This window comes from Paraburkholderia sp. A1RI_3L (assembly GCF_048957895.1).
GTDB lineage: Bacteria > Pseudomonadota > Gammaproteobacteria > Burkholderiales > Burkholderiaceae > Paraburkholderia > Paraburkholderia kururiensis.
Genome location: NZ_JARCHA010000010.1, coordinates 14,386 through 26,262, shown reverse-complemented (window position 1 = coordinate 26,262; position 11,877 = coordinate 14,386). Strand labels below are relative to the sequence as shown.

General features: G+C 67.7%; 8 protein-coding genes. 6 read left to right on the top strand and 2 right to left on the bottom strand.

Annotation, left to right across the window (positions count from 1 at the left end; translation table 11 throughout):
* Positions 1–13 precede the first annotated feature (13 nt).
* On the bottom strand, positions 14–943 hold the full coding sequence (locus PXJ20_RS23835; protein WP_421031893.1) for an ABC transporter permease: 930 nt from the start codon (positions 941–943) through the stop codon (positions 14–16).
* A complete protein-coding gene (locus PXJ20_RS23830; protein ID WP_421031894.1) occupies positions 936–2,027 on the bottom strand; it encodes an ABC transporter ATP-binding protein in 1,092 nt (363 codons plus the stop codon). The genes PXJ20_RS23835 and PXJ20_RS23830 overlap by 8 nt, the downstream gene beginning before the upstream one ends.
* Positions 2,028–2,379: 352 nt before the next feature.
* On the opposite strand from PXJ20_RS23830, the gene PXJ20_RS23825 reads away from it, so the two are divergent.
* The 6 genes from PXJ20_RS23825 (at position 2,380) to PXJ20_RS23800 (ending at position 11,741) form a co-directional block, all read left to right on the top strand.
* Positions 2,380–3,216 carry an IclR family transcriptional regulator gene (locus PXJ20_RS23825; RefSeq protein ID WP_413215316.1) on the top strand — a complete coding sequence of 279 codons (837 nt, stop codon included), beginning with the start codon at positions 2,380–2,382 and terminating at the stop codon, positions 3,214–3,216.
* A 262-nt stretch (positions 3,217–3,478) separates the two neighbouring features.
* The gene (gene gspI / locus PXJ20_RS23820) at positions 3,479–3,880 is read left to right on the top strand and encodes a type II secretion system minor pseudopilin GspI (protein WP_421031895.1); all 402 of its coding nucleotides are present in this window, start codon (positions 3,479–3,481) and stop codon (positions 3,878–3,880) included.
* Positions 3,881–3,890: 10 nt separating this feature from the next.
* Positions 3,891–4,580 carry a PulJ/GspJ family protein gene (locus PXJ20_RS23815; RefSeq protein WP_421031896.1) on the top strand — a complete coding sequence of 230 codons (690 nt, stop codon included), beginning with the start codon at positions 3,891–3,893 and terminating at the stop codon, positions 4,578–4,580.
* A gap of 255 nt (positions 4,581–4,835) precedes the next feature.
* On the top strand, positions 4,836–7,115 hold the full coding sequence (locus PXJ20_RS23810; protein WP_413215314.1) for a tetratricopeptide repeat protein: 2,280 nt from the start codon (positions 4,836–4,838) through the stop codon (positions 7,113–7,115).
* An 85-nt stretch (positions 7,116–7,200) separates the two neighbouring features.
* On the top strand, positions 7,201–9,447 hold the full coding sequence (locus PXJ20_RS23805; protein ID WP_421031897.1) for a tetratricopeptide repeat protein: 2,247 nt from the start codon (positions 7,201–7,203) through the stop codon (positions 9,445–9,447).
* A complete protein-coding gene (locus PXJ20_RS23800; protein ID WP_421031898.1) occupies positions 9,444–11,741 on the top strand; it encodes a tetratricopeptide repeat protein in 2,298 nt (765 codons plus the stop codon). The genes PXJ20_RS23805 and PXJ20_RS23800 overlap by 4 nt, the downstream gene beginning before the upstream one ends.
* Positions 11,742–11,877 lie beyond the last annotated feature (136 nt).

The window sequence follows — 11,877 nt, the reverse complement described above, 5'->3', positions numbered from 1 at the left end:
GCAACGCGCGGCCTCAGCCCATGCTGCGGGCGTAGCGGCGTTCGAGCACGCGGTAGTAGGTGAGCATGACCACGAGATTGGCGACCAGCAGCAGCACGGCGATCGTCGCGCCGAGCGGCCAGTTCATCGAACTCAGAAACTGGTCGTAGACGGCGGTGGCCGCCACCTTGAGTCGACGGCCGCCCAGCAGGCCCGGAATCGCGAACGCGCTGGCGGAGAGCCCGAACACCATGAGGCTGCCCGAGAGAATGCCCGGCATCAGTTGCGGCAACACGATGCGGCGTAGCGTCGTGGCGGGCGACGCCATCAGCGAGAGCGCGGCGTTTTCCGTTTGCGGGTCGAGCCGCTGCAGCGCGGTCCAGACCGGAATCACCATGAACGGCAGCATGACGTGCACGAGCGCGATGACGATGGCGAAGGTCGTGTATTCGAGCTTGAACGGCCCCGCGCCGAAGAGCCCGAAGAACTGGTTCACGATGCCGTTTGTGTTGAGCAGCATGCTCCAGCCGAACGCGCGCACCACCACGGAAACCAGCAGCGGCGCGAGGATCACGAGCAGGAAGACCGAGCGCCAGGGGTCGCGCATGCGCGACAGGATGTAGGCCTCGGGCGTACCGATCACGACGCACAGCAGTGTGGTGAGCGCCGCGATGCCGAAGGTGCGCAGAAAGATCGTGTGGAAGTACGACGAGCCGAGCACTTCCCCGTAGTTGTGCAGATCGAACGCGGCAATCGGGCCGACGGACGGATCGAAGCGATAGAACGTGAGCGCGAAGGTCATGGCGAGCGGCACGAGCACAAGCGCGGCGAACAGCAGCAGTGCCGGCGCGCTCATGAGCCAGAGCGGCACGAACGCGTGCCAGCCGGCGCGCACGTTGGCGCGCGGTGCGGGCTGGCCGGCGGGCTCCTGGGTCGGCCGGGAAGCCGGCAGCGTGCTAGACACGGGCGCTCTCCCGCTGGATGAAGCGGATAGCGTCGCTGTGCCAGTCGATGCCCACCTGGTCGCCTTCGGCGAGCGGCTCCTTGCCTTCGTTCTGGCAGCACACGAGCATTTCGCCCGCGCGGCTGTCGAGCCGGTAGAGCCATTGGCTGCCGAGGAAGAAGCGGCTCGTCACGCGGCCCGCAAGACGGCCCGAGCCCGTTGCGCACAGCCGCAGCTTTTCGGGGCGGATGCAGAGCGTGATGGCGTCGCCTACGCCCACGGCACGGCCGCGCTCGGGCAACTGCGCCGTCGATCCCGTTTCCGCCAGATCGTTGCCGAGGTCCACGCGTATCGTGTCGCCTTCGCGCGCCACCACGCGCCCCGCCAGCATGTTGGCCTTGCCGATGAACTGCGAGACGAAGTCGTTCTCGGGGCGTTCATAGGCGCGATAGGGCGTATCCACCTGGGTGATGCGGCCGTTCTCCATCACCACCACGCGGTCGCTGATCGAAAGCGCTTCGGACTGGTCGTGCGTGACCATCAGCGTGGTTGTGCCGATCTTGCGCTGGATGGCGCGCAGCTCGAACTGCATGTCTTCGCGCAGCTTGGCGTCGAGGTTCGACATCGGTTCGTCCAGCAGCAGCACGGGCGGCGCGATCACGATGGCGCGCGCAATCGCGACGCGCTGGCGCTGACCGCCCGAAAGCTCGCGCGGAAAGCGGTGCGCGTACGCGTCGAGCCGCACGAGCGAGAGCGCTTCGCGAATGCGTTCCTTGCGCTCGGCCCTGGCTACGCCGCGCATCTCGAGGCCGAAGCTCACGTTCTCTTCCACGCTCATGTGCGGAAAGAGCGCGTAGCTCTGGAACACGATGCCGAGGCCGCGCTTGTTCGGCGGCGTGTGCGTGATGTCGCGGCCGTCCAGCGTGATGCGCCCGCGCGTGGCTTCCACGAAGCCGGCAATCATCTGCAACGTGGTGGTCTTGCCGCAGCCCGAGGGGCCGAGCAGCGAGACGAACTCGCCTTGTTCCACCGCGAGGTTGATGCCGGCGACCGCGTGCAGGTCGCCGAACGATTTCGAAACATCGGTCAGGGTGAGGAACGACATGGTCTCGCCTTCCAGTGCAGTGAATGCATGGGTGCGCTCGCACCCGCTGAACCAGTTTGCATTGCGTTGGGGCGACTGTAGCCAGCCAAATTTCCCGCCGTCAATTTTGAATTCCATTCGGCGAGAGAAATTTGGCATATATTCCATTCAACGGAACAGACAATGCTGACTCGCGAGTTGAGATTCCGGCCAGTGATCTCCGGGAAACCCCTAGGGGCATTCGTATGACTGCACGGATGCACGTCTGTGAATCGATTCCTGGCGAGATGCACCGCTCTCTGCCCGCGCCAGCAGGTATTCCGCAGAGTGGAATATCAAGCGCAATGTGGCGGCAACAGAAAGGAAAAATGGAATGCAGGCAGACGAAGCAAAAAGCGCCGGCGTATTGCAGCGCGCATTCGCGGTGATCCGGGCGCTGGGCGAGAGCCAGGCGGAAGGCAGCCGCGTGACCACGCTCGCGAAAGCCGTGGGGCTGACCCAGGCGACGGTCCATCGCCTGCTGCAAGGGCTGATTGCCGAGGGCGTGGTCGAGCAGGACGAAAGCACGAAGCGGTATCGGCTGAGCGTGGACTTTTTTGCCCTCGCGGCGCAGGCGAGCAACCCGAGCGGCATGCGTACGCTGTGCCGGCCCGCGTTGCTGCGGCTGTGCGCAAGCCTCGGCGACACCATCTTCCTGCTCGTGCGGAGCAGCTTCGACGCCGTCTGTCTCGACATGTGCGAAGGGCCGTTTCCCATCCGCTCGTTTACCGGAGACATTGGCGGACGTGTGGCGCTGGGCGTGGGCCAGGGCAGCCTCGCGATTCTCGCGTTCCAGCCCGAGGCGGAGCGCGAGGAGATCATCCGCTTCAACGTGCCGCGCCTGCGTGCCTATGGCGTGCTCGACGAGGTGTATCTGCGCACGGAGATCGAACGCGTGCGCAAGCTGGGTTACGCGGGCCGCAATACCGGCGTGCTCGAAGGCATGGCGGGCGTAGCGGTGCCCATCTTCGACCGCAACGGCTGCGCGGTCGCGGCGTTAAGCGTTGGTACGCTGGCCGCGCGTTTGACCGATGACCGGTTGCCCACGGTCGTCGAACTGCTCAAGCGTCAGGCCGAGCAGATCGGCCCGCAAACCAATCCGTTCGACGTGGCGATGCGCCGCCCCATGCATGGCCTCACGCGCGCCCTGACGACGCAGCCGCTGGCGTAGGCGTTCCAGGTCCGGGTCTAAGCTCAGGCCTAAGCCCAGGCTCGGGTCCAGAAACCCTGCACGAAATGGTCCGTAGCATCGGACACGGTTGTGCCACACGTTCTGTTTAAGGTCTCGCCGTCGGGCCGCGCGGGGAGACCTCATGAACGTGCATGCACCGGAACAGGCTGACGCGAAAACGGGCGGCGTCAGTACAGACGGGAAGAAAAAAGCGCCTCGCGTTGCGCACGCCGCGCGCGCTGCGTGCCATGCGTCACGCGTTTTGCAGAGCCCTCCGGCGAACCATCCGCCGCGCACTGCGGCTACCGGCTTCACCCTGATCGAGGTGCTGATCGCGCTCGCCATCGTGGCTGTGGCGCTGGGCGCGGTGACGCGTGCCATCGGCGCGCTCGCCGCGGACACCGACAGCGCCCGCGGCCACCTGCTCGCGCTCTGGAGTGCCGACAACGCGTTGAGCGCGATCCGCATCGCGGCCGCCTGGCCACCGCCTGGGCGTACCACCTTCGCGTGCCCGCAGGGGCGCTATGCGTTCGTGTGCCGGCAGACCGTGACGACGCTCGGCAGCCCGCTCGTGCGACAGGTGACGGTGAGCGTCTATGCATCGGCCGCGAGCGCGAACGTGCTGGCCGAAGTCGTCACCGTCGTGCAGAACGAGGCGCGCTAGCGCAACGCCGATGAGAACCGCGCGTGCCACGATCGCGACGACTGTGCCGCATACCTCAAAACCCCGACGCCGCGCGCGCGGCTTCACGCTAATCGAGATGCTGGTCGCCATCGCGCTGCTCGCCGTGATCGCGCTGCTCTCGTGGCGCGGCCTCGACGCGACCATCCGCGGCCGCGACGACATCGCGGCCAATCTCGGCAGCACGCGGCTGCTCGGCCGCTACTTCTCGCAACTGCAATACGACCTCATGAACCTCGTCACGCCCGACGAAGTGTTCGGCCCGCCGCTGCGCATGCGCCCTGGCGAACTCGTGCTCGTGCGTCACCTGGGCGTGGGCGGCGGCCCGACGTTCGTGCAGGTGGTGCGCTATCAGCTGAAGGGCCGGCAACTGATACGCAGCGCCTCGGCGCCGCTCGCGTCGCTAGCCGCACTCGCCGACGCGCTTCACCACATGGACGACTTCGCGCGTGTCGTGGTGAGCGACGACGCACGGTCGATGAAGCTGGCGGTGTGGGTCGCGCCTGCGGGATGGACGACGAGTCAGGCAGTGGTGGAAAAGACCTACGCCGAGTTTCTTGCGCAGCACGGCGTCAGCAACATCACCTCACGCGGCATGCCGTTGCCGCGCGGCGTGCAGTTTTCCGTGACGCTCGGTTCGCCGCCCGTCGAATATCTGCGGATGATCCCGATCGGGCAGTAAGCGCCCGGCTCATCGTGCATCTGCAATGGCGGATGACTGGCTGTAGAAACAGCTAAACCCCCGCGTCAATGATGCACGGCGCATCAATGATCGACTGCATCTGCCGCCACGCTGCCGGCCGGCAAAATGGTCCGTAACTTTCGTCACACGCCTGTTATTGCTCGTCCGCTAGTCTGCCGCTGGAAACGGGCGGGCGACACGCCGTTCCCGATGGTGCGGCAGCAACGCGACGCGTGACACGACGAGGGGGCGAACATGGAGGTCGAACACCCGCAAGACGCTGGAGCGGGCGCAGCGGTGGTCAATGCGGCCACGGCACCGCGCAGCGCGGCGAGCCTCGCCCGTGCACGCGACTGGCACGCAGCGGGCCGGTTCGACGACGCAGCGCGCGAATACGAAGCCGTGCTCGCGAGCAATGCCGGGAACGCCGAAGCGTTGCATCTGTACGGCGTGCTGCAGTACCAGCGCGGCGCGGTGGCCGAAGCCGAGTCGCTGATTCGCCGCGCGATTGCGCTCCGCGCCGACACGGGCACGGGCACGGCCACGGCCACACGCGCGCACTCGGACCTCGGCGCGATCCTCGCCGACACCGGACGCGCTGCCGAAGCGTTCGACCAGTTCGACGCCGCTCTGCGCGCCGACCCCGGCGACGTTCAGACGCTCGTGCGCAAGGGCAACACGCTGCTCGGCCAGCGGCGCTACGAACTCGCGCTCGCGGCGTTCGACCGCGCGCTCGAAGTCTCGCCGCTCACGCTCGACGCGCTTTGCAACCGCGGCAGCGCCCTGCGCGCGCTGGGCCGCCATGCCGAGGCCGTGGACACCTACGACCGCGCACTCATGGTGGACCCGCGCTCGTTCGAATCGTGGTTCAACCGCGGACTCGTGCTGCGCGACCTGCAACGTCCCGCCGATGCGCTGCACGCGTTCGATCGCGCCATCGCCATTCGTCCTGGCCTTGCGGTGATGCTCTCGGCGCGCGGCCAGACGCTCGTGGATCTCGGGCGCCTCGGCGAGGCGCTCGCGGCCTTCAACGAGGCCATCGCGATCCAGCCCGGCCTCGTGGACGCCCTCTACAACAGCGCGGTGGCGCTCGAACGTCTGAACCGTCCGGACGAAGCCATTGCCCGCTGCGAACGCGTGCTCGCGCTCGAACCCGGCAATGCGCAGGCGCACGCGTGCCGCGGCAACGCGTTGCTGCAACTGCGGCGTTACGACGAAGCGCTCGCCAGCTACGACGCCGCATTGCGCCTGCGTCCGGAGGCCGTCGAATTCCAGTGCAATCGCGGCACGGCATTGCGTTATCTGCGGCGCTATGAGGAAGCGCTGCAAAGCTATGACGCGGTGCTCGCGGTGGATAGCCGGTTCGGCGAGGCCTGGAGCAACCGTAGCAGTGTGTTGCAAGACCTGCACCGCTACGACGAAGCCATGGCCTCGCTCGACCACGCCATGGCGCTGCGGCCCGACCATGCGACGAACTGGTTCAACCGCGGCAACCTGTACTACGAGACAAACCAGCCCGACGAGGCACTGGCCGCCTACGGCCGCGCCATCGAATTGAATGCGGACTACGTGGATGCCCATTTCGCGCGCGCGTCGCTGTATCTGATCGAAGGCGACTTCGCGCGCGGCTGGGCCGAATACGAATGGCGCCTGCGCGATGCGCTGCTCGCGCACCACTACCGTCCGTTCGCGCAGCCGCTGTGGCGTGGCGACGAACCGCTCGAGGGCAAGACGATCCTCGTTCATGCGGAGCAAGGCTTCGGCGACACGTTGCAGTTCTGCCGCTACGCGCCCTTGCTGGCGGCGCGCGGTGCACGCGTGGTGCTCGAAGTGCAGCCGGCGCTGAAGGCGTTGATGGCCTCGCTGGAGGGGCCGGCGCAGGTGGTCGCGCGAGGCGAACTGCTGCCCGGATTCGATTACCAGTGTCCGCTGTTGAGTCTGCCGCACGCGTTCAACACGACGCTCGAAACGATTCCGCGGCACACGCCGTATCTGCGCGCCGACGCGCAGCGCGTCGAGCAATGGGCGAACTTGCTGGGCGCCCGCGCTGAAAAACGCCTGCGCGTGGGCCTCGCCTGGGCTGGCAATTCCGAGCACAAGAACGACCACAACCGCTCCATCGACTTCGCGCAGTTCGCTCCGTGGCTTGAACTCGACATCGAATGGGTGAGCCTGCAAAGAGCGGTTCGCGAGCGCGACGAGGCGTTGCTTGCGCACGCGCCGGTGCTGCGCTTCGACGACGAACTCGGCGACTTCGCCGACACGGCGGCGCTCATGGCATCGCTCGATCTCGTGATCTCCGTAGATAGCGCCGTGGCACATCTGGCCGGTGCGCTGGGCCGGCCGCTCTGGGTGCTGCTGCCCGAGCCGCCCGAGTGGCGCTGGATGCGTGCCCGCGACGACAGCCCCTGGTATCCGGGCGCACGGCTCTTTCGTCAGCCGGCGCCGGGGCAATGGGCGAGCGTGATCGACGCGGTCAAGGCCGCGCTCGTGGAAAAGACCGCGCAGGCTTTCGCGGATGGCGAGCGCGCCTGAACCGGTCGAGCCGTCACAGCAAAGCGCGGTAGAGGGAAACAGATGGGAAACCGCAGCACCGACAGGGGATAACAGGGGCCACACAATGACATCGAACGGGGAAGGGACGACGCTCGCGATGCTGGCCAGTTCACCGCACACTCGCAGGCCCGACGCCGCAAAGCTCGATCAATTGCTGCTGCGGGCCCGCAAGGCGCATCACGAGGGTGCGCTCGACCAGGCCGCGAGCGCCTATGGCGATCTGCTCGCGCTTGCGCCCGATCATCCGGAAGCGCTGCATCTGCTCGGCGCGCTGCGTTTTCAGCAAGGCCAGTTAAACGAGGCCGAAGACCTGATGCGGCGTTCCATCGCGCGCCAGCCGGTTCCGCTTGCGCTCGCGAATTACGCCGCGGTGCTCGTGGGGCTGGGCCGCGAGCAGGAAGCGTTGACGCGCCTCGACGAAGCGCTGGCCATTCATCCCGCGCATCAACGGTCGCTGTTTCAGCGCGCGGGTCTGCTCGCGCAGTTGGGTCGCTACGATGAAGCGCTCGCATCGTACGACCGTCTGCTGGAGTTGAGCCCCGCTTTCGCCGACGGCTTCGTGAAACGCAGCGCAACGCTGCGTGCATTGGGCCGGCTCGACGAGGCGCTCGCGGGCTGCAATCGCGCGCTCGCCATCGTGGGCCGCTCGTTCGACGCCTCGCGCGAACGCGGTCTCGTGCTGCGCGCGCTGGGCCGCTTTCGCGAAGCGGCCGAGAGCTACGGGCACGCGCTCGCCGTGATGCCCGGCAACGTCGAAGCGATGTTTCTGCGCGGCGTGTCGTTCCTCGATCTCGGCGAACCGGAGAACGCGCTCGCGGACTTCAATGCGGCCATTGCGGCAAACCCCGGTTTTGTCGATGCGATCTACAACAGCTCGGTGGCCCTCGAACAACTGGAACGCCACGAAGAAGCCATCGACCGATGCGACCGCGTGCTCGCCATGCAGCCCGATCACGCGAAGGCCCTCGCCAACCGCGGCAACGCGGCGTGCAGCGTGGGCCGCAACGGCGAGGCGGCGGCGAACTATCAGCGCTCGCTCGAACTGGAGCCGCAGAGCGTGGGCGTGCTCTGCAACTACGCGAGCGCGCTCATGCGCATCAACCGCTACGGTGACGCGAGAGACGCCTGCGACCGCGCGCTCGCACTCGAACCCGACTACGCGCATGCGTGGTTCACGCGCGGCCGGGTGGGGCTGGAAACGCACCGCTACGAGGACGCGCTCGAAGACTTCGACCGCGTGGTGTCGATCGACCCGGCCCACAAGATCGCGCACTTTCATCGCGGCAACGCGCTGCGTTCGCTGCGTCGCCACGACGAGGCGAACGAGGCGTACGTCAACGCCATCGCGATCGACCCCGACTACGCCGAGGCGCACTGCATGCGCGGCTTCCTGTGCCTGGCCATCGGCGACTTCGAGGCCGGCTGGCGCGAGTACGAATGGCGCTGGCGCGACACGCAGCTCGACGGCAGCCGGCGCGATTTCGTGCAGCCGCGCTGGACGCACGGCATGCCGCTGGAAGGCCGCACGATTCTGCTCTACGCGGAACAGGGACTCGGCGACACGTTGCAGTTCTGCCGCTACGCGCCGCTCGTGAAGGCGCTGGGCGCGAAGGTCGTGCTCGAAGTGCCCATCGAACTGAAGGGGCTGCTGGCGAGCCTCGACGGCGTGGACACCATCGTCGTGCGCGGCGGCCCGCTGCCGCCGTTCGATCTGCATTGCCCGCTGCTGAGCCTGCCGCTCGAATTCCGCACCGACCTCGCGACGATTCCCGCGAACGTGCCCTACCTGCGTGCCGAAACCGAGCGTGTCGAACTGTGGAAAACGCGGCTCGGGCCGCCGCAGCGGCCGCGCGTGGGCCTCGTGTGGTCAGGCAATCCGCTGCATCTGAACGACCGCAACCGGTCGATGGCGCTCGCGGAACTGCTGCCGATGCTGAGCGACGCATTCGAATGGGTGAGCCTGCAAAAGGTGGTGCGCGACGAAGACAAGCCGACGCTTGCCGCGAGCGCGATCCGCCACGTCGGCGATCAACTCGCCGATTTCGCGGACACGGCTGCGCTCACGCAACTGATGGACTACGTGGTGAGCGTGGATACGTCCGTGGCGCACCTGGCCGGCGCGCTGGGCCGCCCGCTCGCGGTGCTGCTGCCGCACACGCCGGACTTCCGCTGGCTGCTCGATCGCGACGACAACCCCTGGTATCCGAACGCGCGGCTCTTCCGGCAGGCCGAGGCGGGCAAATGGGCGCCCGTGGTGGAGGCCGTGCAGGCGGCCTTGCCGGATCTCGTGAACGGAGGAGGCACGCCATGACAGGCCCGCAGACGCAACAGCGCGACGCCACGTTCCAGCTCGCGCCCGACTCAGGCTTCTCCACGAACCAGCAGGCGATACGCGCCGCGCTTCAGGACGCGCTGCGCAACGCCCGCGCGCGGCTCGAAAAGAACGACCTCGCGAGCGCGCGGCGTCTCTACGAAGGCGTGCTCGCCATGGCGCCGGACAACGTCGAGGCACTGCATCTGCTCGGGCTCGTCTGTCTGCGCCAGGGCGATGCGGCGCGCGCCGAGCCGCTGATCGCGCGTTCCATGCGCTTCGGCCTGCGCCAGCCGTGGAACTTCGCGAATCACGCCGCGGCGCTCGTCGGCGTGGGGCGTCATCGCGAAGCGCTCGCCGTGATCGACGCCGCGTTGAAGATCGACCCCACGCACGCGCCATGCAATGCCGCGCGCGGCGACGCGCTGCTCGGGCTCGAACGGTTCGAGGAAGCGATTGCGGCCTACGACGTATCGCTGCAACGCGCGCCCATCCAGCCCGCAGCCTGGTGCCGGCGCGGCGCCGCGTTGCGCGGCATCGGCCGGCCCGCCGACGCGCTCATCAGCCTCGACCGCGCGCTGAAGATCGATCCCAACGATCCGGCTACGCATCTGGAACGCGGCCACGTGTTGCGCGAACTGGGCCGCCGCGACGAGGCGCTTTATCACTACCAGCTCGCTATCGTCGTGTGCGGGAAGACGCCGGCACTCATGCATGCGGCGGGCGTTGTGCTCACTGAGATGGGCCGCGCGTCCGAGGCCATCGCCATGCTCGACGAAGGGCTGAAGCTCGCCCCGGACGACGAACCGTTGCTCTACGCAAGCTGCGTCGCGCTCGATCTGCTGCACGCGCGCGACGAGCTACTGCGACGCTGCGACCGTCTGCTCGCACGCAACCGCGACAACGCGCAGGCGTGGGTGGGCCGCGGCAATGCGCTGCTGGGTCTGGATCGCCATGCCGAGGCGGCACAGGCCTATGGCGAGGCAGTGCGGCGCGCGCCGCAACACGTCGACGCATTGCGCAATTGCGCGGCGGCGTTGCGCGCGCTGGGCCGTTATGAAGAAGCGCTCGGCTACTACGAGCGCGCGCATGCCGTGGCCGGGCCGCATCCCGAGTTGCTCTACAACCGCGCTGTCACGCTTCAACAGCTCGGCCGCTACGACGAAGCGATGGCGAGCCACGCCGAAGCCGCGCAAGCGCCCGCCGATACGGCCCAGGCGCTCTACACGAAAGCCGTCGCCCTGCAGCAACTGGGCGAGCACGAAGCGGCGCTGAAGCAATACGAGGTGGCCTGCGAACGTGATCCGCATCACGGCGCGGCGCGTCGTTCGCAAGCGTATTGCCGTCTCTTGATGGGCGACTTCGAAGCCGGCTGGCAGCAGCACGAGTCGCGCTGGCACGCCACGGACGTGCTGCTGCACCGACGCCACGCCGACCGTCCGCTGTGGCTCGGCGTGGAGCCCGTCGCGGGCAAGACCGTGCTGCTGCATGCGGAGCAGGGCTACGGCGACACGCTGCAGTTCTGCCGCTACGCGCCGCTCGTCGCAGAGAAAGGCGCGACGGTGCTGCTCGAAGTGCCGAAGGCGCTGGCGAGCCTGCTGGGTTCGCTGCCCGGCGTGAGCCGCATCGTTACCGAAGACGACGCGATGCCTGCGTTCGATCTGCAGTGTCCGCTGATGAGCCTGCCGCTCGCGTTTCGCACCACGCTCGGCACGGTGCCCGCCGCCACGCCGTATCTGCGTGCCGATGCGCAGCGGCGCGCGGCGTGGGCACAGCGCGTGGAAGCGCTCGCGGTCACCGGGAAGCCGCAGCGTCTGAAGGTGGGCCTCGCGTGGTCGGGCAATCCGCGGCACAACAACGACGAGAACCGGTCGCTGCCGTTCGATGCGCTGCGTCCGCTGCTCGCGCTCGATGCCACCTTCGTGTGCCTTCAGCCCCAGGTGCGCGAGCGCGACGGCGAGGCACTGGCGGCGAGCGGCATCGTGAACTTCGGCGACGCGCTGGCGGACTTCGCCGATACGGCTGCGCTCGTCGAAGCGCTCGACGTGGTGGTGACCGTGGATACGTCCGTCGCCCACGTGGCCGGTGCCGTGGGCCGGCCCGTGTGGATTCTGTTGCCGCGCTCGCCGGATTGGCGGTGGCTGCTCGAACGCGAAGACAGCCCGTGGTACCCGACGGCGCGGCTCTTCCGTCAGACGCGGCCCGGCGACTGGCCGGAGGTGATCGCGCGCGCGCAGCAGGCGTTGATGGAAGCCGGGCAGGCGGGCGGCCAGGCGGCGAACCTCAGCCTATGACCGGCCATTGTCAAAAAAGCTACGAACCTTTTCGGGCGGCGCGAATGCTCCGTAACACCCGCCATCGCGCTGCCATCGCGACTTCGTATTTTCTGTTGATTCAGGTGGCGCGATGCCCAACGCATGCGCGGCCTGT

Bases quoted from the DNA above. Each gene is read 5' to 3' on its own strand.
- PXJ20_RS23800 (WP_421031898.1), top strand. From the start codon at position 9,444: ATGACAGGCCCGCAGACGCAACAGCGCGACGCCACGTTCCAGCTCGCG.
- PXJ20_RS23810 (WP_413215314.1), top strand. From the start codon at position 4,836: ATGGAGGTCGAACACCCGCAAGACGCTGGAGCGGGCGCAGCGGTGGTC.
- PXJ20_RS23830 (WP_421031894.1), bottom strand. From the start codon at position 2,027: ATGTCGTTCCTCACCCTGACCGATGTTTCGAAATCGTTCGGCGACCTG.
- PXJ20_RS23805 (WP_421031897.1), top strand. From the start codon at position 7,201: ATGACATCGAACGGGGAAGGGACGACGCTCGCGATGCTGGCCAGTTCA.
- PXJ20_RS23815 (WP_421031896.1), top strand. From the start codon at position 3,891: ATGAGAACCGCGCGTGCCACGATCGCGACGACTGTGCCGCATACCTCA.
- PXJ20_RS23825 (WP_413215316.1), top strand. From the start codon at position 2,380: ATGCAGGCAGACGAAGCAAAAAGCGCCGGCGTATTGCAGCGCGCATTC.